Raw genomic sequence first — 26,984 nt, 5'->3', positions numbered from 1 at the left:
TCAGATGACGCTCATGATGCGCTGGGTCTCAACAGCTGACCAGGCCCCTGTTCCGTAATCCAACCGTTAAAGGGCACATCCCAGGAATCCCGCGGCAATGGGGAGAATTGAACACACTGCGACGGCAGCACCACCCAGGCGGGAACGTCCGCCCAGAGAGGGTCTGAGCGCAATCGGTCGTAGTAGCCCCCGCCATACCCGAGGCGGATCCCGGATGAATCCACGGCAAGGGCTGGCACGAGCAACAGGCTGATCTCCTCTGGGCGAAGGTTGCTGCTGTTGGTGGGCGCGGGAATACCGCAGCCATCCTTTTTAAGAACTTGGCCACTCCAACGCCCATACCGCAAACACCCTTTGCCGTCGGCCTGGGGCAGGGCCACGGGATTGGGCAGTTGCGTGCGCAGGGGGCGAAGGTCAACCTCGTTGTCGAGGGGCCAATACAAACCCACCACGGACGTTTCTTTGGTTGTACGACGAACGAAGCTCAGTGCCGCACCACAGATCGCTTCGTGGGCGGTTGGGATTGTTCGCCGAAGCTGCCGATAGTGGCGACGAAGGCTGGCTTTATCGCGCATGTTTTCAGCCTTGGAGCTCTTCGGCAACAGTGAACGTCGGGTGTATTAAAAAAAGTGGACGCCCACGTCCACTGCTTCGTTATAGAAACAAACGGGGGTGAAGCTTGCACACTTTTCCCCACGTTTTGGCTTAAGAGGAGGATCCGACCCGGCGAATTATTGATAAACCTTCATGGTGATGTCTTCGTTGATGTGTTGGTGAGATGTCGTTGCACCAGTTCCGAATTTGTCGTTGAACAATCGTGCACTCATGGTTGTTACCGAATCCATGTTGCGCTGAATGCTTGTGGTTGATCCGGTGGACGACGTTCCCGCAAGCTGTGCTGCGTGAATGACGACCTCAGGGATGCGGTTGCGCGTAAAGAGCGTTTTTGATCAGTGCGAATGTGTTGGTCAAGGCCCATAAAAAAAGCCCTGTCTTGCAGACAGGGCAGCCTTATTTGATGGTTCGGCTATGCCGACTCAATCACTCTTCAACGCCTTCAGCGCCTTCGCTGTGGGTTGCAGCAGCACCAGTGGGGAGCAGACGAATTGCCTTTTTGCCCAGTTTGATTTCAAACTCATCACCGGGTTCCAGGTTCAGCATGGCGGTGTAAGCCTTGCCGATCAGCAAATTGCCGTTGCCTTGAACTTTTGCGATGTAGCTCAGTTTGCGACCACCTTTGCCAATTGCAGCTCCACCGCCGGTGAGATTTACCCCTTTAGCGTCGAGAAGAGCCTCGTAAAACGCAGTGAAGTTAAGGCGTTCGCTGCCATCCTTCTTTGTAGATACATAACCGCAAGCCCTTACCAAATCAGACTTTGAAACGTCGCCGAGATCTTTGACTTTTGTGAGAAGGTCTGAACCCGTAAGCATTGGATTGCTGTTGATTGATTCCCAAAATATATTTGAATCGCTCGACACCTGTCAACAAATAGGCGGGAAAAAGCATTGCTTGAACCGTATGCCCAAATCGTTTTCTATGGCTTTTCTACATTTGGTAAGCCGTTTTTGAAGTGGTGCATTGCTCTGCTCATCTTGCGTCGTAGCCATTCAGTTTTTGAAAGCCGTTGATTTTGTTGTTGATCGCTGCTCGATCGCCGTGGAAATGGGATTGCTGATCTTTGATTTGGTTTGGCTAATCAAGGATTTTGGCGGTGGTGAACTCGATGAACACCCCATCTTTTTGGGCCGTAAAGCCCATCGCCGAGATTGGATCCGTTGTCTGATGCAATCGAGCGTCCCATGGCGTTTGAGCGTTAGTGCCGGCAGCAGAGTGACTTCTGGCGTGTGGATGCCACGAATGTCGTTTCACTGAACTGTCCGACGGACGCTTCATCGAGGACATCCTTGTTCTCAAGATTTGGCCGTGTGGAATTCCAGTGTCGTTAGGTTCTGAAGACGACTAACCGATTGAGGGCAACCGAGGGAGATGAGTTACAACCAAGACGTGGTTTTTTTGTGCACCATCAAGGGCACCCTCAACGGACTTCTGAAACAAGCCACGCGAGAAGACTTGAACGAGTTGCTGTCGACGGATGCGGGTCGAGAGCATTTCCTCAACAGACTTGAGATCAAAGAAATGAATGAAATCGATGTCGTGGAAGCTGTTCAAGAGGCAATCCCTATCGACTGAAGCGGCTTCATCGGGCAGCTTCAGTCGATAGGGTCGAAAAGCCAAAGGCGACGAACAGCCAAAGGCGACGAAAAGTGCTAGTACAGATGTACTTAAAATCGTCGCATGAGCGAAGACCGTTCTGCGCCTGTGCCCGTTAAGGCGGGGGATCCCATCTTTTTATCGGTGACGGCTGGTATGACTGTGATTGTTCAGCATCTCCCTGAGGTGGGTTTTGTGTCGGCCGACGACCGCTGGTGGATGGCGGACGTGATCTATGTGGAGGGGGGCGCGAGGAATCCGCAGGTGCCGACCCTGTTTCAAGTCGCCGATGTCGATTCAGGCGAGGTGTTTTGGGTCAATGCAGACCTGGTGACGCATATCGTTCCCAGGCTCTAAAGCTGGCTGGGTCTTGCTGTGGGAGCCTCTGCGTAACGCTCAGTTAAGGCCGGTTGGAGGCTCGTCTACCTGTTGTTCATAGTGAACGAGTGGGACTGGCAGCAGGAGCGGCCGCCACAGGGGGATTGAGACCAATGAGGACTCTCCCCCACACCATTCACAACAGAACATCCATCGCCAGGCTCTCGGAGTAGCCCCGCTTTGGACGCAAGGGTTCATCGGAATTAACAGAAATCGGCTGGGTGCGTATCGGGTCGATACACAGAAAGTGAAGAAAAAATAAATACTCACTCACGTCGATACATGTCCTGTTGCGCCAGCGGTGAACTCAAGCGATTCTCTGGCGGACGCAATCCCCATTTCTCATGCTTACTTGTACATACCGTGGCGTTAGCTATCAAATTCCTGCTCGCCAAAGCAAAATACAAGAGCTTGGATACGACCGTGGTAATTACATTAACCGTGTCAATGAGGCTCAAAAACAGATGACCTATCGTGGCATCAATCATTCATTCGTTTCAAATTAATCTCACCAGAGATCACGCTTGAAGCCACACAAAAAGCCCTCTGCCAGCAATGGTGGAGGGCTTTGATCTGATCGGTCGGTCGTCGGATCTATCGTCGATTGCCGAATAAATCAATATGTCTTGATAGAAACTTAGCGCTGAAACCAACCGGTTAACGCAACCGCAAGAGCATCAGCCGCGTCGTCCGGCCTTGGTGGATCGGTGAGATTGAGTTCTCTCATCACCGCTTCAAGAACTTCATCCTTTTCGGCGTGGCCGAATCCAGCAAGGGCAAGCTTGATTTGCATCGGTGGAAATTCCACCACGGGTACTTTGAAGCGCGCCAATGTCATCATCACCACCCCTCGGGCCTGCACAACGCTGATCGTGGTGCTCGATCGGTAAAAGAAGAATTTTTCAACCGCGGCTAATTCCGGTCGCCAGGCACGGATGAGTTGGCGGAGGTCCGAGGCGATCACCACCATGCGATCCCCTTCCGAATACCCCGGCTCGGTGCGAATAATTCCGCAATCAAGCATGCGTTGTTGGCCGCCACTGGTGTCGATGACGCCGTAGCCCACCCGAGCCAGACCAGGGTCGATGCCGAGGATTCTCAAGTGGCTTTAGGCCGCGAGGGCAAGTTCGAAATCAGCGCGATCGGTGCCCTCACTGCGTTCAAACACCTTGCAGAACACCTTTACAACCCGATCACCGGAGTCCACCTGTTCCAGGGGATCTTTGCGGAGGCGGTGGCGGAGGCAACAGGAGGCAACCCGGGCCACATCCTCTTCGCTCACTTCTGTTCGTCCCTCAAAGGCGGCCAGGGCACGGGCGGCGCGGTTGGTCACGATGTCTCCCCGTAAACCATCCACGTCTAACTCTCCACAAACGGCCGAAATGCGCAGGCGGAGATCGTCGTCGATACTCACTTGGTCAAGCCGTTGTTGGGCGTCGACGACCCGTTGCTGGAGCGCATCTTGATTGGCTTCAACAGCCGTGCTGAAGCTGTCGGGGTCGCTATCAAAGGCGGTGCGTTGATCCACCACCTGCACGCGAAGTTCTGGGTTGCGCACGGTGCGCACCTCCACGCTCATGCCAAAGCGATCCAGCAGTTGGGGGCGCAGTTCTCCTTCCTCAGGGTTGCCGGAGCCAATCAGCACGAAACGGGCCGGGTGGCGCACTGAAATGCCTTCGCGCTCCACGGTGTTCCAGCCCGAAGCGGCGGAATCCAGCAACACATCCACAAGGTGATCGTCGAGGAGGTTCACCTCATCGACGTAGAGCAAACCGCGGTTGGCCTTGGCCAAGAGGCCTGGCTCAAAGGCCCGTACACCCTCGCTCAGGGCTTTTTCAATATCAATCGTTCCGCAGAGTCGATCTTCTGTGGCGCCGAGGGGAAGGTCCACCATCGGCACCTGCCGCGGTTCTGTGGCCACGCTTTCGTTGCGGGTCAACCGTTCACGCACCTCACTGCTTTGCAGATCTGGGTCTGTAGCGGAGCTGTTGTAGGGGTCTCCAGCCACGACATCAATGTCGGGGAGAAGGTCCGCCAGCGCACGGATCGTGGTGGATTTTCCCGTCCCACGGTCGCCCATGATCATCACGCCGCCGATGCGTGGGTCGATCACGTTGAGGAGAAGCGCCAGCTTCATCTCCTCCTGACCGATCACCGCAGTAAACGGGAAAACCCTGCGCTTCCGTGGTGCCGTCACAGTGATCTCTTCTCTCGAGAGAATTGTTTCACAGGCTGCACAGTCAGCACCTGGGGTGGGGTGGCATCGGCGGGATAGACCAATCGCAGCTGAACCTGCTGTTGTTCGCCGGGTTTGAGGGTCACCTGGCCGAGGGACGGGCCCTGTTGCCCTTGGCGCAAGACCAGATGCACGGTTTGGCGTCCCAGCGGCTGACCGTCAGCCCCGTTGAGCCCTCGGATCTGCAGCGGGCCGCGGAACATCACGGGGCCATTGCGATCGCTGCGAAACCGGAGTGAATCGGTGGTTTTGTTGCCCTTTAGGGGGGAATCGAGGGACACCTGCAGCGTTACCGGTTTGGTGCTGTTGTTCCGCAAGGGCAGGCGGAGGTCGTATTCCACTCCGTAGTTGCCGTGGGCGGCCCAGGCTGTGCCGGGATAAAAAGCCTTGAGTTCGGCGGTTTGTACTTGGCCGGTGGCCAGGGTGCCGCGTTCCAGGCTGCTAATCGGCCAGGAGAGAGGCCCTTGGGGGACATCGAGCACCCGGCTTCCGGGATCGGTGATCTCGGCGTCCCAGCGGCTTCCCAATTGGACGCCACTCACCCGCGAATAAATCAACTTGCCGCGGCTGCCGCGGGGGCTGGGCCGGTGTTCTTTTGTACTAAGGATTCCCTGGCTGAGCATGGTGCGCCACGTCTGGTCGCTGGGGGGCTTCGCGTCTTGGCCATGGCCCGCCAGGGTGGCGATAGCGACAGGGGCGGAGCTGTGGAGGCGCAACTGCACATTCCGGCCATTGAGCAGGGGATCGAGGCCCGCGACGGGCATCGGCAAACGAAGCAAGCGCGTGGGTTCTCCTGGCTTCAGTGTCCAGGTTTGATGGCTCAGTTCCGGTGCGGTTCGGCCAGCGAGAAGATCCCCAGCAACACGGCTACCAGGGCCAGACGCAACCACGGCTGTGGTTTCTCGCATGCGGCTGGGAAGCGGCAGGAAAGGCGCCTCGGTTTGGCCCGGTTGGGTGGCCTGGGATAAGGAGGTGCTCCCCTCGAGCAGGGTGAGGGTGACGGGTTGATCGCCGAGGGGTGCGGCTAGAAGCGCGAACCAGAGGGTGGATTCCGGACTGGCCTCGGCATCGCCGGCATAGACGTGATGGCTGAACAGATCAAAACGGCCATTCAGCGCAACGGGTAAGGACGCGTCGCCGCCTTCGGGGAAGGTGGACAGCAGGATGCCATCGCTCGCAATCAGCTCTGGATTGTTGTCGTTCACCATCAGCACGGCATCGAGCTCACCGGGGAGAGGGCGCACGGTTTGCTGACGCACCACCACCTCTGCCATGGCTTGCAAGGTGAGCCCGAGGAGAGCGATTGGCGCCAGGGTGGCTGTGAACAAGCGGTGCAACGTCATGGCTTGGCTGGCGCTGGTTTTGGCTTGAGATGGGGAGCCATGGCTGCGGCCAGTTGGCGGATCATTTCGGTGGAGCGGGGGTCATTGAAAGGACCCTTCACCAAAAAACCCGCCACCGCTCTGCGGCCATCCGGGAGTTCAATGAGGCCGGCATCGGCGTAGGCGGTGCCGATGTCTCCTGTTTTGTTGAAGACCCGATATCCCTTACGAGCAAGGGCGGAGTCGGGGGCTCCTTGGGCGCCTCCGAGGCCTCGCATCAAGCCCGTGGGCAAAAGGGTGTTGGTCACGGAGGTGGCCATCACCTCGCGGAAGAGATCGCGGCTGCGGGGACCAAGACTTTCACCGCTATCCACCAGGGCAATGGCGCGGCTGAGATCACGGGCGCTGGTGGTGTTGGTTCCATCAAGGTCTGGGAGCCAGTTGTTCACCACCGTGGACGGCAGGTCGAGCGCTTGGAAGCGAGCGTTGATGGCGTCTTGGCCGCCGGCCCTCGCAATCATCAAATTGGTGGCGGAGTTGTCGCTCACCCGAATCATTTCAGTGGCCACCTCGTAGGTGGGAAAGCGCGACCCCAGGGGGCGTGAGGCCATCCATCCGGCTCCACCACCCACCAGTTCTTTCGTGAGCGTTAGCGGTTCATTCCACTGCAGGGTGCCTTGGTCGATCCGCTCGAGAACCGCCAGCAGTATGGGCGTTTTGATGGAGCTTGCGGCCGGCATCGGCCGGTGCGCGTTCATCTGGGCAAAGCGACCGTCATCGAGAATGAGCATGTAGGCGCTCACCTGCAGATCAGGTTGGGTTGCGGCCTGCTGGATCCAGCGTTGGGAGAGCGCCGGGATTTCTTGACGCGGTGCAAAGGGGTGTTGGGGGAGCCCTGTGTTGCGGAGAAGGGCGAGAGGAGCCTTTGCAGCTGTGCTGTCGGATTGCGTCGCAGCCTTGGGAGTGATGCTTTCGATCCAGGGCTGCTTCGCGAGCCACTCCGGCAGGGCTAATTGCTGCTGACGCACCTGGGGAGCGAGCAATTTCAGGGCAGAACCACTGATCACCCCCAGCCCAATCCCAAGCAGGATCAAGCGGGTGATCAGGCGTGCGGGCCGTCCCCAGCCTGGGATGCGTCGAGATGGTCGGCTGCTAGTCAACCTGGCTGATGCCTATCGCTCGGCTGAGGTTAGGGGCGGTGTGCGCGGATGGCCCAGCGCAGCTGACGAACCATGCCGCGGATCAAAGCCACTTCTTCCGTTCGAATGGTGGCGCGTTGCAATAGATCTCGCACCTTGCCCATGCGTGCATGGGCCGTGTGTTGCAACAAGAAACCGGCTTCCAGTAATAAATCGGTCGCATCGTCGAGGAGAGCGGCCAGGGCTGGTGCAGCCGCAGGATCCGGCGTAGCCCTAGGGGCTTGCAGAGCGGTTGGGTCCGTGGTTGGGGGGGTGTGGAGGTTGGTGCTGAGGCGTGCCAAGTCATGCAACACGATTCCCACGGAATGGGAGAGGTTGAGCGAGGGGTAGTCGGACCCGCTGTGAAGGGTCAAGACCCTCTGGCACAGCCGCAGCTCATCGTTCGACAGTCCCCGATCTTCGCGGCCAAACACCACCGCAATCGGACCGGGTTGGGGCTGGGCTGGGGTTGGCTTCGCGAGCAACCAAGTGAGCGCCTCGGTGGGGGGATGCAAAGGAATAGCGCCATGATCGATGCGCCCGCAACTGGCGACGCTGCGGCGACAGTCTCCAATGGCCGACAGCAGGGTGGGGTAGAGCTTGGCGGTGTGAAGCATCTCTCGGCCATGGACGGCCATCTGGAGGGATGGTTCGCTGAGGTGATCACAGCGGGGAGCCACAAGCCGCAGCTCCTCAACGTTGAAGTTGGCGCAAAGGCGGGCAACGCTGCCGATGTTGAGGGGGCCTGCCGGCTCCACCAGCACCACCACCACATTGTTCACAGCGTTGATGTCAACGGAGGACGCTCAAAAGGGAATGCTCGTTGGAACTGGCAACGGTGAAGGCTCAAGAGAGGTCGTGCAGGTAGGCCAGCAGATCGGCCATCGACTGAGGTTCCATTTGAAAGCTCGGCATGGGTGGCGTTTCACCGCTGATGATTTGGTGCACGAGCACGGGATCGTTGCGTTGCTCAGTAATCCCAACAAGTTTTGGACCAACAAGCCCTTGGCCGGCGAGGCCATGGCAACCGGCGCAGTTGATGCGGAATAACTGCCCGCCATGCTCGGTGGAGCCTTGAAGATCGAGGCTGGCACGCACGTAGGGATCCTGGCGGGCGTTGCCCCACACCCATAGAACGAGAACAACGCAAGCTGCTGCAGCCAACACAACGAGGGCTGTGATGAGACCACGACCTTGTTCCGGCTGTTCAGCTGCAGTTGATGACGGCTCGATCACAATCCAGGGGTGTCGATGACAGAATTCTGCTCAATCTTGATAGGTGATGCGACGTCATGATCGAACCTCTGCTGTGCGGCATCGTTCTGGGTCTGATTCCCGTAACGCTTTTGGGTCTGTTTGTGGCGGCATGGAACCAGTATCGACGGGGCGGCAGCGCTCTGGGGGGCTGAGCATAAGCAGGCTGCTGATGCCGTATTTGCGCTGATCTTGCACCGTCCAGCCTGGCTCTGTGACGGGGGTTCGGCGGGAACGGTGTTCACAAATCACCAGACTGTCGTTGTGCAGCCATCCGCCGCAACTGAGTTGGTGGATCACCTGGCTGTAGAGATCAGCGTCGTAGGGGGGATCGAAGTACACCAGGTCGAAAGCTGGTTCGGTCCAATCCCGTTGGAGCCAATGCACCACGTCTTGACGGATCACTTTGATTTGAGGTTCGTCGGCGAGGCTGTCGCGCACGGTTTGCACGTTTTTGCTGCAAATGCGAGCGGTGGCGGGGTGGTTTTCGACGGCAACAACCATCTCTGCACCGTGTTGCAGGGCTTCGCAGGCCATCACACCGCTGCCGCTACAGAGATCCAACCAGCGGCATCCGTCGAGGCGAGGCCCGAGGATATTCATGACCGCTTCGCGAACACGGGCCGTGGTGGGCCGTGTGTCATGGCCTGGGGGGCTCAATAGGCGGCGGCCACCGGTGAGGCGTAGGCGTAGTTGGGCTGGTCCCTTCAATGGACGGGTTCTGCACCTTGGTGCAACCAATGGAGCCAGCGCTTGAGCATCGCTTCCCCGGCGGAGGATGATTTTTCAGGATGAAATTGGCAGGCGCCGATCCGTCCGCTCCACACCATCGCTGTGACGGGGGAGTTGCCGTAGGCGGCGGTGGATGCCAACGCCGAACTGTCTAACGGAACGGCGGCATAACTATGCACGAAATACACCCAGGGAATGGGGTCGTCGCTATGCAGCAGCGGGCAATTGCGTTCGACTTTCAGGGGAGCCCAACCCATGTGAGGAATTCGCTCGTTGGGATGGCTCTGCAGCCGTTCAACCGAACCTTGGAACAATCCCAGGCCATCCTTGCTTCCCTCATCACTGCGTTCGAACAGCAACTGCAGCCCGAGGCAAATACCCAATAGGGGGCGGTTGTTCTCGCCCCATGCTTTGAGATGGGGGACCAACCCTGTGGCGTGGAGGTTTTCGATCGCTGGATCGAAGGAACCAACCCCCGGAAGAATTAAGGCATCAATCGAATTGAGGTCCTCTGGACCTTGCACGGAAACTGCTTTTTCACCAAGCCGTTCCAGGGCTTTCCCCACCGAGTGGAGATTGCCCATGCCGTAATCGATCACACCGAGATTTAGGCTCAATCGATCAACCCTGCCGACGAGGCAGAGGCCTCAGAGATACTTCGAGATTGTGCCTGAGAGGGTGGCTTTAGGAACGGCGCCAACAACGGTGTCAACCTTTTGGCCGCCCTTAAACACCATCAGTGTTGGGATGCTGCGAATCCCGTATTGGCTGGCCACGTTGGGGTTTTCATCGGTGTTGAGCTTGAACACCTTGATTTGGCCTTCGAATTCTTTTGCTATTTCTTCGACGATGGGAGCCACCATCCGGCAAGGACCGCACCAAGGGGCCCAGAAGTCGACCAAAACCGGCACGTCGCTCTGGAGAACGTCCTGTTCGAAAGAAGCGTCGGTGACAGCGGCAGCGCTCGACATATAGCTCGAAAAGTGTGATTTGAATTTAGCAACGTTTTCACTCTCGTCAGCCAAAAATGGTTGGAGCGAAGAGATCTGTGATGGTTGCCTGAAGAAAAGAATGAAAGCTCGAACGCGTCGAGCCGGGGGTGTGAGGAGTGTGTGGGCGCTAGCCCGCACACAAGCTCAGATTAGCTCTCCTCTACTTACCCATTCCTAGATTTTGAGCTTTCTGGTACACCTTGCCCTCCGTGAGCAGGGACGGTGCCACTACTACTTCGACGGTTTGCATCTCTGCAATGGTGCGGGCGCCCAGGGTGCCCATCGAGGTTTTGAGGCAACCCAGCAGGTTGTGGGTGCCGTCATCGAGCTTCGCGGGGCCGCGAAGAATGCGCTCAATACTTCCCGTACTCCCCACATTGATGCGGGTGCCGCGGGGCAAAACAGGGCTTGGCGTGGCCATGCCCCAGTGGAAACCGCGGCCTGGTGCTTCCTCGGCCCGAGCAATGGGGGATCCAATCATCACGGCATCAGCTCCGCAGGCAATGCACTTGCAAATGTCGCCGCCGGTGACGATGCCGCCGTCGGCAACGATCGGCACGTAACGGCCACTTTCTTTTTGGAAATCGGCGCGTGCTGCGGCACAGTCGGCAACCGCCGTGGCTTGGGGAATGCCTACTCCCAATACGCCCCTTGATGTGCAGGCGGCGCCCGGGCCAATGCCCACCATCACCCCGGCAGCACCCGCTCGCATCAGTTGCAAGGCCACCTCGTAGGTGACGCAGTTGCCGATCACCACGGGCAAGCCCATGCCTTGGCACAGCTCTTCGAGATCCAAGGTGTCCTGACCTTCAGGACCGATGTGGTTGGTCGAGACCACCGTGGCTTGAACAAAAAAGAGATCCGCGCCTGCTTCAGCGATGGCCTTGCGAAATCGCATCGCAGCCACTGGCGTACCGCTCACAGCAGCGATGCCGCCTTGGGCCTTGATGTCTTGAATCCGTTTACGGATCAATTGCTCCTGGACGGGCTGGCTGTAGATCTCTTGCATTAACGGAACGAATTCCGTTTTGCCGACGGCGGCAATGCGGTCCAAAACCGCATTGGGATCCTCATAACGGGTTTGAACCCCCTCCAGGTTCAAAACCCCGAGAGCACCAAGCTCTGAAAGCCGTACGGCCATATCCACATCCACCACGCCGTCCATGGCACTGGCGATGATCGGAATCTCCCGCGTGATCCCCCCGAGGCTCCAGCTGGTGTTGGTGACCTCGGGATCCACCGTGCGCCCCCCTGGCACAAGGGCGATCTCATCAATTCCGTAGGCGCGGCGAACAGTTTTGGAGCGTCCAAGCTGAATGTCCACCGAGCGACTTTTCGTGAAGTCGACTCAAACTACCAATTGGGATGGACCGGTTTGTGGTTAACGCCCCACAACTTTGTTCCAGGTGGAAGCCACCGCATCGATCACTTGCTTGCGATCGCTACTCCGAACGAGGTTGCAGCGGGCGTAATTCAACAGCCAGATCAAACCAGTGAGTTCTAGGAGCCCTGGGGCGAGGGGCACCTTGTTGATCGTGCCGAGAATGCCGCTGTAGACGGTGCTCACGATCACAAAGAGGATCAAGCCGCCAATGAGACGAAGTGGCAGTTGAGCCTGGTCCCACAGCGATCCAAGTTGTTTGGAATCAATCCAGGCTTTGACTTTTTCAACAAGCAAATCCCACTCGCCACCCTCATCGGTGGAAGTTTCTTGGGCAGGGATGGTCACCGTCGAGGTGATGACGGGATCAGACGTCGTTTCGACGGTAGGGGGAACGGTCGCGATCTCTGGTGCGGCTGCGCTTTCTAAGGGCGATGCCGGGGCTGGTTCAGGCTCAGGTACAGGCTCCCCTTCTAGGTCTGTCGCTGGGGGTGTTGGTGGAACGGGGACAGCCGACTGGCTTGCAGTGGTGTCAGCTGATTCGGCGGCCTGAAGCGGCTCGTCGGTCGGTTCCATCACACCGGCAAAAAACTAACCTGCACCTTATCGGTGTTTTTTAAGCAAAAAACCAGGCGCGCGATAAAATTTAGGTAAGGCGAACGGGTGATTTATGGCGGATTCTGTGGGACCAGGAGGCGGCGGTCCCGGCGATTCCGACGAACGAATTATCCAAACAGATCTTCGCAACGAGATGTCGCGCTCCTACATGGAGTATGCGATGAGTGTGATCGTGGGTCGGGCCTTGCCCGATGCCCGCGATGGATTGAAGCCGGTGCATCGGCGCATCCTGTATGCGATGTACGAGTTGGGGCTCACCAGCGACCGGCCCTATCGGAAATGTGCCCGTGTGGTGGGCGAGGTGTTGGGCAAGTACCACCCCCACGGCGATACGGCTGTGTACGACGCCCTGGTCCGGATGGCCCAGGACTTTTCAATGTCGATGCCCCTGATCGACGGGCACGGCAACTTTGGCTCGGTGGACAACGACCCACCGGCGGCCATGCGATACACCGAATCGCGGTTGCAGGCACTCACCACCGACAGCCTGCTCGAAGACATCGAAGCCGAAACGGTCGATTACGCCGATAACTTTGATGGCTCCCAGCAGGAGCCAACGGTGCTTCCGGCTCGGATCCCTCAGTTGTTGCTGAATGGATCGGCGGGCATCGCCGTGGGGATGGCCACCAACATTCCACCCCACAACCTCAATGAATTGATCGACGGCCTGATGGCTTTGATCAACAACCCTGAAATTTCGGATCAGGAGTTGATGACTCTGATCCCTGGCCCCGACTTTCCAACCGGTGGCCAGATTCTGGGCCGCACCGGGATCCGTGAAACCTATTTAAGTGGTCGCGGCTCGGTGACGATGCGCGGCGTGGCTGAGGTCGAAACGATCGAAGCCCCCGGTCGGCCTGATCGGGATGCCGTGATCATTACGGCCTTGCCTTACCAAACCAACAAAGCGGCGTTGATTGAACGCATCGCTGAGATGGTGAACGACAAGAAACTGGAGGGGATTTCCGACATCCGCGACGAAAGCGACCGCGATGGCATGCGGATCGTTGTCGAGTTGCGTCGGGATGCCTACCCGCAGGTGGTGTTGAACAACCTGTTCAAGCTCACACCGCTGCAGAGCAACTTCAGTGCCCACATGTTGGCGCTAGTGAATGGCGAGCCGATCCTGCTCACTCTGCGCAAGATGCTCGAGGTGTTCCTCGACTTCCGCATCGAGACGATCGAGCGGCGCACCCGTTATTTGCTGCGCAAGGCGGAAGAGCGCGACCACATTTTGCTGGGCTTGCTGCTGGCCCTGGATCAGCTCGATCCGATCATTGCCTTGATCCGTGCCGCACCCGACACCGCAACGGCGCGAACGCAATTGCAAGACCGTCATGGGCTGTCTGCGGTGCAGGCGGATGCGATTTTGCAGATGCAACTGAGGCGGCTCACCGCGCTTGAAGCGGACAAGATCCGCCTGGAGCACGAAGATCTCGTCACCAAGATTGCCGACTACAAAGACATCCTCGGCCGTCGGGAAAGGGTGCTGGGCATCATCCAAGAGGAGCTTGGCCAGCTGCGTGAGCGCCATAGCGTGCCCCGCCGCACCGAGATTTTGGATCTGGCTGGTGGCCTGGAAGACATCGACCTGATCGCGAATGAGCGCTCGGTGGTGTTGCTCACGGAAACCGGCTATCTGAAGCGGATGCCGGTGAGTGAATTCGAAGCCACAAGCCGCGGCACCCGCGGCAAGGCCGGCACCCGCAGCCAGGGTGAAGAAGCGGTGAAGCTGTTCATCGGCTGCAACGACCACGACACGTTGCTGTTGTTTAGCGATCGGGGCGTGGCCTATGCGCTTCCGGCCTATCGGGTGCCGCAGTGCAGCCGTACCGCCAAAGGCACGCCGGTGGTGCAGCTGTTGCCCATTCCTCGGGAAGAGGCGATCACCTCGTTGTTAGCCGTTTCGGAATTCAACGACGACACCGATTTGTTGATGCTCACCCAGGGTGGCTTCATCAAGCGCACGCGGCTTTCAGCGTTTAGCAACATCCGTTCGAATGGCTTGATTGCTATTGGTTTGGAAGATGGCGACGCGCTCACCTGGGTGCGGTTGTCGATCCCAGGCGACAGCGTGCTGATCGGCTCGAAGGCCGGGATGACGATCCACTTCCGCTTGGCCGATGGTGAATTGCGACCCCTGGGTCGCACCGCCCGCGGCGTGCGTTCAATGAACCTGCGCAAGGGCGACAGTTTGGTGAGCATGGATGTGCTGCCAGCGGAGTTGGCCGATCAAATCGCCGCCAGTGCCGATGACGTCGGGGATGGCGACGACGCAGGAGACGTAGCTGAAACGGCTGTGGCTGCCGAAGGCCCTTGGGTGTTGGTGGCGTCGGCATCTGGGCTTGGCAAGCGGGTTCCCGTTACCCAATTCCGTTTGCAGAAACGGGCTGGCATGGGGCTGCGCGCGATGAAGTTCCGCACCGATGCCGATGAACTCGTGGGCTTGCGGGTGTTGGGGGCTGGAGAAGAGCTGTTGTTGGTGAGTGAAAAGGGTGTGATTGTGCGCACCAGCGCTGATGCCATTCCTCAGCAATCTCGAGCCGCCACCGGCGTTCGCTTGCAGCGTCTCGATAAGGGCGATCGCTTGGCGGATGTGGTGCTGGTGCCGCCCGAGGCGGAAACGGACGACGACAACGAAGCCAGTGCAGAGGAGTCGTCTGAACCATCAGCTGAGGGCTGACCTTGGCTGATGTCGCTGATGTGTTGGTGATCGGGGGCGGTCCGGCCGCCCTTTGCATCGCTTCTGAATTGCATCAGCGTGGAGTGTTGGTGGAGGGCATTGCACCGAATCCGGTGGATGCCCCTTGGCCGAACACCTACGGGATTTGGGCGAAGGAGCTCGAGCTGTTGGGCCTCGAGGATTTGCTGGAGCACCGCTGGAGCCAAACGGTGAGTTTTTACGGCGCAGGGGGCTCGGACTTAGACGATCAACCCACGCCGCATGGGATGGATTACGGATTGTTTGATCGGCAAAAACTTCAGCAGTACTGGTTGGGCCGTGGCGAGGGAATCACCTGGTATCAAGACAGCGTCGATCGCATCGAAGTGAAGGCTGATCGCACCCAGGTGCATTGCGCTTCCGGCGAACCACGCCTGGCCCGGGTGGTGATCGATGCCTCAGGCCATCGAACACCGCATATCCGTCGTCCGGATCAGGGGCCCGTGGCTGGGCAAGCCGCCTATGGCGTGGTGGGTCGCTTTGAAAAAGCTCCGGTGGAGCCAGGCCAATTTGTGCTGATGGATTTTCGCTGCGATCACCTCAGCCCAGAACAGCGAAAGCAGCCCCCCACCTTTTTGTATGCGATGGATTTTGGTGATGGGGTGTTTTTTTTGGAGGAAACATCGTTGGCCTTAGCGCCCGCAGTTCCTGAAGCTGAGTTGAAGCAACGTCTAGAGCAACGTTTGGCCAAGGCGGGGAACGCAATCACCGAAGTGATGGATGTTGAACATTGCCTGTTCCCGATGAATTTGCCGTTGCCGGATTTCCATCAGCCGGTGTTGGCTTTTGGCGGCGCGGCGAGCATGGTGCACCCAGCTTCGGGCTACATGGTGGGAGCGCTATTAAGGCGCGGACCGGGTTTGGCGGCCGCCTTGGCTGCGGTTTTAAAAGAGCAACCAGCGATGGGATCTGCAGCCCTGGCGCGTGTGGGTTGGCAAGCGCTGTGGCCAACGGAATTGGTGTTGCGCCATCGCCTGTTTCAGTTTGGTTTAGGCCGTTTGATGGGCTTCGATGAACGGCTGTTGCGCCGCCACTTCACGAGCTTTTTTCAGCTATCCCAAGCGGATTGGAGTGGCTTCCTCACCAACACGTTGCCGTTGCCGCAGCTGATGGCTGTGATGCTGCGCCTGTTTGCGATTTCACCGTGGGATGTGCGGAGAGGGTTGGTGTTGGGTGCACCGCGCTAAGACAAAGCATGGGCTTCTGCTCACGCTGAAGCGACAACGTGGCTGAGAATTGTTGGTATAAATTTTTAGCAGTGAAAGCAAGACACCGAGCAAGGCAAGTCTTGGCTTGATACTTGCAATTCTTACTCGATTTGTACCTTCTCTCTCGTGAGAAGAGCGTACCTTTTGAAAAGCAGTAAAAAAACGTGTGGCGAAGCATTCCGCTGGAAATTTGATATTCCTATTGGTATTTGCACTACTTTGTGGTGATTGGGCTGAGCCTGCTAAAGCAAGTGCCGCGGTTGTTGGACATAAGGCATTGAGCAAGCTTTTGCCGGCTAGTTCGAATGCTTTTACAACAGATATATTGCTGGCCCAGGCTGCTAAACCCAACAACTTTCCTGACGATCAACAAATACCTCTGCCAGGGCCAGATACAAAAGATTCGGTTACTCTTTGGCAATTGCCAGAAGACTTTAAATCAGTAATTGAAACTGATAGCGATGGTATTTATGGGATATACTACTCGGCATGGAATAGAAATAAACCCGAGGTTAAATTGCCTGGGGTTTATGGGGCTGGATGGATAGGTGGTGGTAAAAATAATAACTATCAACCGTGGAAGGATAATGCTGTTTTGGCAGAAGAGCTATCAGTAAAATATCTGGCTCAAAAACAATCATTTATGGCTGAATGTGATTCTTCTGAAGATAATGGACCAGGTTGTGTTAACGAAATCAATGGCAAGAAAGTTAAAAATCTCAATCTCTATGGCTTCTGGAACGGGGGCGGATTTGCCTATGGAGCGAACAAATCAGATCAATCTGTTTCACGCCCGTCAGGGGGCAGTAATCCTCAAATAGGCTATTACTGGAATGGTGAGCTTTATCGTACTAATAACGGTGATAATTATAAAATACAGTTTTTTGCCGGTTGCAAGCTAAATACCATTAATACATCTGTTTCTGTCTCTGGTCTATCTTCGCCCGAGGATTGCAATAATGGTACTGCTCCTGTTCTTGATGGAGGCAGTCTTAACTTTGATACAAAGTATTCAATCCCGCTTTACGTCACTAGTAAAGGTGGAACGATTGATAACAATAGTGAAAATATTATTTTAGAGGGGACAATTCAATCGATTGGAGGTACATTTGATTCGCCTAGTTCACTATTTTTTAAGGGGTCAGGATCGACGTCTCTTCGGGGCAATAATTCTTACATCAACCCAACGATAGTCAAAGAGGGTGTTCTTGAAATCACCAACGTCAATGGCTTGGGGTCTACTGATGCAGGAACCAGAGTTGAAGAGAGTGCCGTTCTGAGAATTTCCCTCAGTGGAAAGCCAACGTCTCAGGGTTCACCAAGTAACGACGCACAGATCAATGAAAAAATCACCTTGACTGGTGGTGAGCTGGATCTGAATGGAAACTACATCGACCTAAGAAAAGGTGTTGTCTTAGAAGGTAAAGGTGTTAATTCAACTATTAGGGTTAAAGATAGTAGTACTGAAGTCTTCGTGAGAAGTACCATTTCTGGCGATGGTGGCCTAATCAAGGATGGGAAAGGCTTTCTTCGTCTTGGAGGTGGAAAACCGCAAACCTATGAGGGAGAAACGATTATTGAGGCGGGTGAACTGCGTTTTGCAGAAACGACCTCAACTCCCGAAACAACCGACGTCTCGGTAAATCAAGATGCAACACTGCGCTTGATGGGCGGCCTAGACACTTCTGGAGGACTTAATACCGTTGGCTCGATCCAAGGAAAAGGGCGCATTGTTTTAAATACAGATCAGGCACACCTTTCTGTCAATGCTCCTAGTAGTAAAAAAAATCATGAGTTTGAGGGTTCCATTCTTGGCGGGCCTGGAGCCAATGCCTTGCAAGGAACCTTCATCAAGGATGGTGATGCAAAATTAACTCTCTCGGGGAAGAATGCGTATGGATCTTTGATTGTTGAAAAGGGTCAGTTAGATATCAAAGATGAGGCTATTAATACTAAGGGTATGGAGCCATCTGAGGCTTCAGTATCTCTCAGACTTGGACATGACCTATCCGTAAAGGCTGGTAGTGCTTTAAGGGTTACTGGCCGTGACTTGGATCCCATGTATGGCCCAAGGACACCTGGTGAGGAAACCTCATCAGAAGGCACGATAGCTAAAATCGCAAACCACGCTTCACCAATTATTGAATTCGATGATTCAATCAATGAATTAACTGTCGAGAATGGCAGCCTATTGGTGGCCAGTTTTACCGGTGCATTGCCGACCGAATATGACGCCTACAAAGACAACTGCAAGAAAGGAGCGGATCCAAAAACTTGCTACAGCATTCGTCCGCAAATTTCATTTGAGGGTGGCGACGATACGCTAACCAATAATGGGTTAATTGTTGGACCTGGAGAAGCAGATACGGGGAATCATTTGCAGCTCCGTTTTCAAGGTGGTGATGACACTCTTGTGAACGGCTTAAGTGAGGGCAAGGACCGTAGATCTGGCAGCTGGCTTGGATGTGTGACGGCTGGCGCCGATGATCAGGGATTTAATGGATATAAGTTTGGTAACACTTGCGACGTAGCGAATGAAGAAACAGGTGGCAATTTATCTGATGCAGATAGCAAGGATGCCAAGAGGAATTATACGGTTAATGTCTTTATGGGGGCTGGAAATGATGCATTTACTAATCATCAAGGAAGTTATCTAAGAGGTAACTTTTATGGTGAAGGTGGTGATGATATTTTGGGGAACCAGGGTGTGATTCGCGGCAATATTGTCATGGGTAAGGGAAGTGATACGGTTACTTTTCAAGGAGGTGGTGCAAGCAATAATGGTAAATCGCGTGGAATTGGTGTTCTTGATGATCGGCTTGTCCTAGGTACGTCAAGCAAGATCGAAAACGATAATTCTCTAGACACTGATGTCAATAAGCTCAATTTGTTTGGAAATGTGGTGGTCGCGTACCGCAATTCTTTGGGTTGGGGGGTCAAAGAAGACTTAGAGAATTGTGGTGGTAGAAAGTCAACAACAGGCCGCAGTGATTATGGCTGTCGTTGGGATGACGGTGGATATGGTTATGCCGCCATTGTCGGTAGTAAAGGCAAAGATAGTATTTGGGTGAAAAAGAAGAGCGATGGTACGCAGCCCGTCGCGATTTGGGGTTCCGTTGAATTAGGCGCTTCTAATGATGCGCTGCGACTTGGGAACACACAGGATAAATTTGGTGGAGATCTCCATCTCATAGGCGATTTGGATCTGGGATCGGGTAATTCTCAAATTATTTCGATCGATAAGAATTCTGATTTTTCTGTCAGAGCCATTCGTGGCGACAATATTGATTTTCAGATCTATGGCCTAGCCACCCTGGGTGGTGACTCTGAGCTGGGTGTGTTTGCAGCTGATCGTGATGTTGATTTAAAACAAGGAAATACCCTTAGCTCTTATACGGGCACAACCACGATTAATGAAGGCGGCACGTTGCGTGCTGGACAGGCTTGGAGTTTGAGTTCTGAATCCATCCATCAAGTGGATGGCAAATTGATCTTAGGCGACAATGATAATAGGCGAGAAGATCAAGAGATTGGCGAACTCACAGGCAAAGGCCTAGTAAGTTTGCAAAACCAATCTTATCTTTTTTATGGTGGATTGAACGGAGATGTTGAATTCTCAGGTACATCTAAGGGTGACGGCGCTCTTGTTAAAAAAGGATCTGGAACAACGACCTTCTCTGGCACATTTGGTCACACTGGATTTACCAAGGTGCATGATGGGACATTATTGCTGCAAGAAGATGAAAGCCTTAGTGAAAAATCAACAGTTTTAATCTCATCCTCTACAAAACAACCAACCCTTGATCTTGGTGATACCACGCAACGTGCGCCTAAATATAACCTTCATGGAGGCACCCTGAAAAATGGAACATTAGGTGGCGCGCAAATTAATGTAGAAAGGCGTACGAATAACGCTATCGATAGTATCGAAGGCGAACTTGTCAGCGTCAATGTCTCATCTCGCAATGATTTTGATGAAGAGGTTGGGTTAACATTCTCTGGATCAAATCAATTCCAGAGTCTCAAGATTGATCGTGCCACTGTTTTGATTGATGAGTCAGCCAGTGTTGAGTTGTCAGGCGATATTCTTGGTGGCGATTTTGTTTCAAGAGGGGCTGCTTTTGAGCTATCCGATAAGTTAGATATTCAGGGATCGTTAACGGTTGGTGGCTCGATTGATCTGGATGCAGGCAATGATCTGATTCGGATTGGTAACCAGGCTTCAGTTTCCAGTGGCGTTATTGATGGTGGGTCTGGTGATTTTGATGTTTTCTGGAATCAAAATGGATCCCTTGATTTTGATACATCTAATGTAAAAGGCTTTGAAATTATTTCTTATAAGGGTGAGGGTCTTGCCTATCTTGGTGATAAAGCGAGTCTGATTGTTACTGCTGCTGATCGTGATATCGATGATTCTTTGTATACAGAGTATGGATTGATTGCATCGACACCTTCGAATAACACTCTTAATTTTAGTTCCAACTCTAATGCCAAAAATATCGAGTCTGGTCTCACCGTTGGTCTGCTCCAGCTTGATGGTGATTCAACGATTCATCTGAGGCAAGGATCACTTGATATTGCTGCTCTCCAGTCAAATTCCAAGGGTAAAACAAACAAATTTATTCTTGGTGAACCACTCGAGGTATCTGCTGAGGCGCCTCTTCAATCTTTGCGCGAATCACTCGTCAGGCCTGGTAGTGGTGTTGATTTAGATCAAGTGGCATCGGGCCGCTTATCCGTTGGTGCGTCTGATCAATCCATTGCAACGATTCAACAGCGGGGTGGTCTGTGGAGTTATGAAGGTGATTTTTCCTCCACTGACCTCTCAGGCCAAGGTGTTGTTGTTGCGGGTAATGGCAGTAATGAGCCTGATTCACAATCATCGGCAACGTTTGAATCCATCACAGCTGATGGATCACGTCGGCTGCTTGTTGGTGCAAGAAAGGATGGTGTTCTAAGCGTCACGAATGGCATTCATGATTCCTGGTCACCGGTTTCAAAATCTGATGGTGCAAAAAAGGCGTCCTTGATTTCTAATGGTGAGGTGGTGCTGGGAGTCTCTGGTGGCAATAACCCGAGTACCTACAAGGGCCTTACTGTTGCAATGAAAGGTGGCTCGATAACGACCCTTGAAGATGATGCGATTGGTCCACAATCACCCACCTTGGTTCGAGGTCTGCTCCAGATTGGTGAATCGGAAGGCAGTGGAGTTAGCCAGAATTTTGCCCGGCGTTTGATCGTTGGACAAACAGGTTCAATTCAGAATGGTGATCTCTCAATCACAAGTCTTGCCAATGCTGGTGAGGTTCATATTGATTCGCTCACGATCAACAACGGGATGAAGCGCTTGTTGGATGTTCTTGCTGACCGTAAACAACTTGATGAGGATGCGCCAATACGCAAAGTTAAAGCCCAAGGATCTCTCAAAAACTTGGGTGGCAATATTGAGATCGCTGGTGAACTCAAGTATCAAGACAATGACGATTCAACCGATGGTCATGCATTGATCAACAGTCGCAACCTGAGGGACGTTATCAGTTACGAAAAAAATGAACGTAACGGTGCTGTCCCTCAGCCTGGAACCTTGACGGCTCAGAAGATTACTATGGGTAAGAATAGAGATATCATCTCAAATAGTGGAATCATCGCAACCACAACAAGGGATGCGGATGAGACTTCGATCAACCTTGGTGGTGGTAATGACCTTATCCTCAACCGCGGCAGCTTTGATATTGGTCAATCGATCATTGATGGCGGTGAGCCACTGGAAATTACGGATTCAATTCTTAACCGGGATACTCGTACCGTCAAGGGCCTTAATATCTTTAGACAAGGGTATGATCGCCTCTCCATTTTTTCTAAAAACCCTACTTCCAATTCATCGGGTTTAGTAGAGTCTCAACTAGTCAATTTTGCTGCTATTAAGTTAGAAGCTGGAGGTGATTGGATCTTCCCGCAGGGCAATGACTGCCGTGTGACTGGTGTTGGTCGCATATTCAGTGCTGATAAGACGGATTGTGTTGGTATTGTTGGGCAACGCAATGCTGATCAGTTTTTAAAGATAACAAATGGCGCCAATGTTGAAACTGGCGTGATGGAGCTGGGACGCTCTAGTAGTAACAGTATTGAAGTGCTTGATGGATCACTTGAGGTTGGATTGATTGATGGTGTTGTGGGCAGTGAGCGAATCAATGTCAATTCTGGAGATATCATTTTTGATCGTACTGTTAACAACTCTTTCAACTCTTTGGTTGTTGGCGATAATTCTTCTTCCGCATCTGTGAATGCAAAAGCGATTCAGAATATTGCTTCGATACATGTTGTGAATGGATCTCTGGATGTTGATCTCTTGCATGCGACGGATCTGGAGGATCTAGGCCAGGATCCGGAGCTTCGGATTGGTGCTTCTATCGATCCTTCCTCTTTCACACTTGATGGACCAACCTCTTTGGTCGAACAGATCTCCAGCAATGTGGTGAAAGGCTCTCTCAGGGTTGATGAAACGGAGGGCTATTCCAAGGCGCTGCAACTCGGAGGCATGTGGGGCTATGAAGGTGATTTTGGTGATATTGATCTTGATGCCCAGGGCATCGTGACAACAACACGATCTGCTGATGATGTTTCAATCCAAGATGATGACGAACAGGATGACATTGATGCGGTGACGTTTAAATCGATTACTGCTGCTGGTGATCGTCGTCTCCTGGTTGGTGCACGGCAGGATGGCAAGCTCACCATCCTCGAGGGATTGCACGACAGTTCGCTCACGGAAATATCGAATAAAGCAGCCATCCTCAATAATGGTGAAATGGTTTTGGGTGATCTGAAGGGGGAAAGTGATCAAACAGCGAGCACCTACCGAGGAGCCACGGTGGTTCTGAAAGATGGCAGTCTTCAAACTCTTTATGCCGATGCGATCAGCCCTGAATCCCCTACCTTTGTTCGTGGCCTTTTAAGTATTGGCGCTACAGGTGAAATTAAGCAGAATTTTGCGAAACGATTGCTTGTTGGTAATACGGGCAGAATCGAGAATGGTGCTTTATCAGTAACCAGCCTCACCAACGCCGGTGATGTTCAGATTGATTCGCTCACGGTCAACAATGGCATGAAGCGCTTGTTGGATGTTCTGGATGATCGTGGAGTTCTTGATGAAGATTCACCTCTACGCAAAATCAAGGCCCAAGGTTCTTTGAAGAACTTAGGTGGCAATTTTGAGATTGCTGGTGACCTGATCTATCAAGATAATGCAGACGCCACAGCAGGGCATGCGCTGATCAATACTCGCAACCTGAGGGATGTTATCAATTACGAAAAAAATGAACGTAACGGTGCTGTCCCTCGGCCAGGAACGTTTGCGGCCAGCCGAATCATGATGGGCTCGAATAATGATGTGATCCTCAACAGTGGAATTATCTCTACTACAACAAGGGATAAAGGTAAGACTTCAATCACCCTGCGTGGTGGCAATGATCTCATCTTGAACCGTGGCACCTTTGATATTGGTAAATCCATCATTGATGGTGGTGAGGCGTTAATTCTTGAACGTACTAAGCCGGTGCAAGGCCTCAACGTCTTTAGGCAGGGCTTTGATCCACGATCTGATTCTTCTAACAATTCTTCTGGATTAGAGGAGTCTCAGTTGGTCAATTTTGCTGCAATTAAGTTAGATGCTGGTGGTGATTGGATTTTCCCGCAGGGGCAGGATTGTCAGGTACGGGGTGACCAAAAGGTGTTTAGTGCTGAATTGACGCCATGTGTTGGCATTACTGGTGGAAAAGAAAAAGACCAAGAAATTGTTATTACCGATGGAGCACGAGTTGAGGCAGGTGTTGTCGCGTTGGGGCGTGATAGCACCAACACCATTCGTGTTGAGGAAGGATCTCTGCGTGCTGTTTTGATCGAAGGGGGCAATGAGCTGCGTCAGCGTTTCCGAGACAGCCGTGGCTTGGCTTCGAATGATCTTCCAGTGCAAAAGGAAACAATTGTGTTGGGAGAGAACAACTCCGATGCCGACGGTGAGTTGATTGTTGGTGGCATCGTTGATGTCGAAGCGATTCATCAGTTGGGCGGAACCTGGTCGTATGCCGTTAATGCCTCATCAGACGACTTTGGCGTATTTCCTGACACCACGGCAGCAGGCACGATCAAAGTTAAGACGACTGACCTCAACCACGATTTGAAGGGCACAACCTCTGTAAGTCGTGCAACGTTCCAGCGGATCGACGGTGAAAGTAACGACTTAAGCATTGAGGTTGATTCCAATGCATTCCTTGGTGTGATTGATGGAATTCATGGTGCCAAGACATCACTCACTACCAAGGGCGAAGTTAGTCTCTCGGGAGAGAGTAGCTATGGCGGGGTTACAAACATTCAGGATGGTGCCATTCTCTATGCTGAAAATAATTCAGCCCTATCTGAAAAGTCGTCTGTTGTGATTGAAAAGGATGGTCTTTTGGATCTTCAGGGATTCGATAATACAATTTTGTCCATTTCTGGTAGTGGTGATCTTGTTTTAAATCCTCGTACATCCACGATGCAAAACTCAGATGATGAGGTGAAGGGGGCTGATTTAGTGATTAAGGCTGGAGATTTTGCTGGCACAATTGATGACGGTAGCCTGTCTGGCCTTGGCTCCGTTACGAAAATATCTGATGCCGACCTCACTCTTTCTGGCGTCAATACCTATTCCTCGCCCACCTTTGTTGAAGGGGGGACGTTGATTGCGGCCAGCTCAACTGCTCTTAGTCCAAATTCAGACTTTGTGTTGTCTAATAATGGTGTTTTAGATCTCAGCATTTACCCAAGACAAGCTCGATTTAAAGCAGAAGATGATAACGGCTATAGCGCTTATCTTAAGAGTTTAACTGTTAATGATGAATCACAATTGCGCGTATCTTCTCTCGCACCATTGCGGGTGAAGGAAAAACTTGAATTTGATCAGGGAGAGATTGCTGCCTTCCTCGATTCTGGGGCGAATTCCACGGCTCCGATCCAGATCGATGAGGCCGGAAAATTCGTGTTCCGAAAAGGTCGAAAGCTTGGTCCGGCCAGTCTTTACATGGTTGTTTCCAATGAAGAAGCGCGTCAACAAGAAGGCACTTGGAATGTGATCGATGGTGAGGTCGAGAATGCGGATGAGCTGGCAAAAAATACGTATTTACTTATTCCGGCTCTTCCGAGTGAGAAGAATCGCGAAAATCAAGCTGATTTTGTTGAAATTGATGGTGTCGACTATCGCATTGCTCAGTTTGATGGTGTTGATCAACCGCTTGCAGATGCGGCTTTGTCTGACGTTCGTTTAGAAGAAGGCTCGCTGAAACTGGTTGTTGAACAGAAATCCTTCGCTGAGATCCAAGAGGATCTCAATGGTGATGACGGCGATGTTGATGAGCTTCCAGGTTGTGAGGATGATGATGAGTTGTGTGATGTGATTAGTGATATTGATGGTGAGGAGGATGAAGCTTCGAATGTGGAAGAAGATTCCGCTGTTGAAATTATTGAAGCTGTAATGGATGGATTGAAGGACCAAGAGATTGAAATCTCCTTTGGTTTCGACTACGGCCAACTCGCAAAGCTTGTAACGAGCGGCCTCGCGCCAAGAAATGTTGACGCTGCTGGCCGTGGCATGGCGCTATTTAATAATCAGCTCGTTGCTTCGGTTTTCGATCGACAGCCCATGCGCCAGTTCGAAGAGCTGATTCATGAATCGTCTGTTTCCCGGCTTGATGCCGACCTTTCGTCTGATATCGCAGCTGTTGAATCTGATTCGGTTGAAGACCTTTCGTCTGATATCGGGATTGTTGAGATGGACGGTGTGGCGTATGTGGATCGTGACGATGATGAGTTAGATCTTGCGAACCGTGATGGTGTGAGTGCCTGGATGAAGGGGTTTGGCGGCAACAGTCGAGCTGATGATTCGAGCATTCTTTATAACGACTACGACCTGAGCAGCTACGGCACGAGCTTTGGTGTTGATATCGCCTTGAGCGAATCATTCCAGATTGGTGCTTATGCCAACTATGGCGACGTACGGATTCAGCACAGCAGCGATGATACCGGTGGTGGAAGCTGGGACTCCGACGGCTATGGCGGTGGCCTGACGGCGCAGTATTCAACCCGTAACTTCTACATTCAGGGTCTTGTTGGCGCCAGTGAATTCAGTGGGGAGCAGACCCGCAATATTCTTCAGATCAATCAAGACTTTGGTGCGAATACTGCCAAGGGCGATAAGAAAGTCACGAGTTACCTGGGGGCACTAAGGATGGGTGCGCCGTTCAAAGCGGGTGGTGTTGTTCTTGAACCTCAGGCCCAGGCTGTATGGACTCAAAACCGTGAAGATGGTTTTTCAGAAACGAGTGGAACGGAGAAGAATCTGAGGCTTAAGTACAAAGATCGCACCACCAACTTCCTTGAAACGGAACTGGGGATGAAGCTGTCGGTGCCAATTCGAACCGGAGAACGTTCCTTGTTAGTTCCGAGTGTGCGAGCTGCATGGCTTGCTGATTGGAACCAAAACAATGAAGCGCAGCGGATTGGTTACAAGTTCACCAATCAAACCGTCGATTTTGATTCGCAGTTGGAAACGCAGAACGGCGCCTTAATTGAAGCCGGCCTGGATTACACGATTCAAAACTTCAACCGCACATCGGTGAAGGTATACGCGCGCGGTGGAGCCGAGGTGTGGGGTGGTGACCGCGGCACCACTTGGCGTGGCAGCGGCGGCGTCACCTTCCAGTTCTGATCAGCGCAGT

19 protein-coding genes and 1 pseudogene are annotated in these 26,984 nt (G+C 53.4%); 6 read left to right on the top strand and 14 right to left on the bottom strand.

The features are described 5' to 3' along the window. Positions 1-11 precede the first annotated feature (11 nt). Together BL107_RS10195 and BL107_RS10190 are read right to left on the bottom strand one after the other, a co-directional pair. Positions 12-575 (bottom strand): 5-formyltetrahydrofolate cyclo-ligase, encoded by a 564-nt coding sequence (locus tag BL107_RS10195; RefSeq protein WP_037988481.1) that lies wholly within the window; start codon positions 573-575, stop codon positions 12-14. Between the two features lie 466 nt (positions 576-1,041). Next, positions 1,042-1,431 (bottom strand): AbrB family transcriptional regulator, encoded by a 390-nt coding sequence (locus BL107_RS10190; protein WP_009790270.1) that lies wholly within the window; start codon positions 1,429-1,431, stop codon positions 1,042-1,044. A gap of 148 nt (positions 1,432-1,579) precedes the next feature. Between BL107_RS10190 and BL107_RS12045 the strand changes: the two genes are divergently transcribed. Further along, entirely contained in the window at positions 1,580-1,873 is a 294-nt protein-coding gene (locus BL107_RS12045; protein ID WP_156779450.1) for a hypothetical protein, read from the top strand. Between the two features lie 87 nt (positions 1,874-1,960). On the opposite strand, the gene BL107_RS12995 is transcribed toward BL107_RS12045, so the two are convergent. Further along, complete coding sequence (locus BL107_RS12995) at positions 1,961-2,236, bottom strand: hypothetical protein (RefSeq protein ID WP_198002341.1); 276 nt, start codon at positions 2,234-2,236, stop codon at positions 1,961-1,963. Between the two features lie 60 nt (positions 2,237-2,296). Here BL107_RS12995 and BL107_RS10180 point away from each other — a divergent pair, with 60 nt between their 5' ends. Then, positions 2,297-2,569, top strand: a complete 273-nt coding sequence (locus BL107_RS10180) for a DUF3104 domain-containing protein (RefSeq protein WP_009790267.1) — start codon at positions 2,297-2,299, stop codon at positions 2,567-2,569. A gap of 658 nt (positions 2,570-3,227) precedes the next feature. Here BL107_RS10180 and ruvC read toward each other — a convergent pair. The 6 genes from ruvC to BL107_RS10145 form a co-directional block, all read right to left on the bottom strand. Further along, positions 3,228-3,692 carry a crossover junction endodeoxyribonuclease RuvC gene (gene ruvC, locus BL107_RS10170; protein WP_009790266.1) on the bottom strand — a complete coding sequence of 155 codons (465 nt, stop codon included), beginning with the start codon at positions 3,690-3,692 and terminating at the stop codon, positions 3,228-3,230. A 6-nt stretch (positions 3,693-3,698) separates the two neighbouring features. Continuing rightward, entirely contained in the window at positions 3,699-4,787 is a 1,089-nt protein-coding gene (bchI, locus tag BL107_RS10165) for a magnesium chelatase ATPase subunit I (protein WP_009790265.1), read from the bottom strand. Then, on the bottom strand, positions 4,784-6,169 hold the full coding sequence (locus BL107_RS10160; RefSeq protein ID WP_009790264.1) for a DUF3370 domain-containing protein: 1,386 nt from the start codon (positions 6,167-6,169) through the stop codon (positions 4,784-4,786). Before BL107_RS10160 ends, bchI begins: the two co-directional genes overlap by 4 nt. Then, positions 6,166-7,308 (bottom strand): serine hydrolase, encoded by a 1,143-nt coding sequence (locus BL107_RS10155; RefSeq protein ID WP_037988477.1) that lies wholly within the window; start codon positions 7,306-7,308, stop codon positions 6,166-6,168. Before BL107_RS10155 ends, BL107_RS10160 begins: the two co-directional genes overlap by 4 nt. A 29-nt stretch (positions 7,309-7,337) precedes the next feature. After that, positions 7,338-8,108 (bottom strand): RNA methyltransferase, encoded by a 771-nt coding sequence (locus tag BL107_RS10150; protein WP_009790262.1) that lies wholly within the window; start codon positions 8,106-8,108, stop codon positions 7,338-7,340. Between the two features lie 64 nt (positions 8,109-8,172). Then, a complete protein-coding gene (locus BL107_RS10145; RefSeq protein ID WP_009790261.1) occupies positions 8,173-8,562 on the bottom strand; it encodes a cytochrome c in 390 nt (129 codons plus the stop codon). A gap of 56 nt (positions 8,563-8,618) precedes the next feature. On the opposite strand from BL107_RS10145, the gene petG reads away from it, so the two are divergent. Then, positions 8,619-8,735, top strand: coding sequence for a cytochrome b6-f complex subunit V (gene petG, locus BL107_RS12380; RefSeq protein ID WP_009790260.1), 117 nt, complete (start codon positions 8,619-8,621; stop codon positions 8,733-8,735). Positions 8,736-8,748: 13 nt separating this feature from the next. On the opposite strand, the pseudogene rsmD reads toward petG, so the two are convergent. From rsmD to BL107_RS10120, 5 genes and pseudogenes are all read right to left on the bottom strand, one after another. Next, positions 8,749-9,291: pseudogene (gene rsmD, locus BL107_RS13160) on the bottom strand (16S rRNA (guanine(966)-N(2))-methyltransferase RsmD); the annotation flags it as partial. Beyond that, positions 9,288-9,929 carry an imidazole glycerol phosphate synthase subunit HisH gene (hisH, locus tag BL107_RS10135; RefSeq protein WP_009790258.1) on the bottom strand — a complete coding sequence of 214 codons (642 nt, stop codon included), beginning with the start codon at positions 9,927-9,929 and terminating at the stop codon, positions 9,288-9,290. The pseudogene rsmD and the gene hisH, both read right to left, overlap by 4 nt. A 30-nt stretch (positions 9,930-9,959) precedes the next feature. Next, complete coding sequence (gene trxA / locus BL107_RS10130; protein WP_009790257.1) at positions 9,960-10,283, bottom strand: thioredoxin; 324 nt, start codon at positions 10,281-10,283, stop codon at positions 9,960-9,962. A gap of 181 nt (positions 10,284-10,464) precedes the next feature. Then, complete coding sequence (locus BL107_RS10125) at positions 10,465-11,628, bottom strand: GuaB3 family IMP dehydrogenase-related protein (protein ID WP_009790256.1); 1,164 nt, start codon at positions 11,626-11,628, stop codon at positions 10,465-10,467. Between the two features lie 57 nt (positions 11,629-11,685). Next, complete coding sequence (locus BL107_RS10120; protein ID WP_009790255.1) at positions 11,686-12,261, bottom strand: CAAD domain-containing protein; 576 nt, start codon at positions 12,259-12,261, stop codon at positions 11,686-11,688. 94 nt (positions 12,262-12,355) lie between these two features. On the opposite strand from BL107_RS10120, the gene gyrA reads away from it, so the two are divergent. The 3 genes from gyrA (at position 12,356) to BL107_RS10105 (ending at position 26,974) form a co-directional block, all read left to right on the top strand. Beyond that, complete coding sequence (gyrA, locus tag BL107_RS10115; RefSeq protein WP_009790254.1) at positions 12,356-14,986, top strand: DNA gyrase subunit A; 2,631 nt, start codon at positions 12,356-12,358, stop codon at positions 14,984-14,986. 2 nt (positions 14,987-14,988) lie between these two features. Then, positions 14,989-16,212: a lycopene beta cyclase gene (gene crtL, locus BL107_RS10110; protein ID WP_009790253.1), complete on the top strand. Its 1,224-nt coding sequence runs from the start codon at positions 14,989-14,991 to the stop codon at positions 16,210-16,212. A gap of 187 nt (positions 16,213-16,399) precedes the next feature. Then, positions 16,400-26,974 (top strand): autotransporter outer membrane beta-barrel domain-containing protein, encoded by a 10,575-nt coding sequence (locus tag BL107_RS10105; RefSeq protein ID WP_071984247.1) that lies wholly within the window; start codon positions 16,400-16,402, stop codon positions 26,972-26,974. Positions 26,975-26,984 lie beyond the last annotated feature (10 nt).

This window comes from Synechococcus sp. BL107, from assembly GCF_000153805.1.
Taxonomy (GTDB): domain Bacteria; phylum Cyanobacteriota; class Cyanobacteriia; order PCC-6307; family Cyanobiaceae; genus Parasynechococcus.
This window is presented reverse-complemented; position numbering and strand designations above follow the sequence as displayed.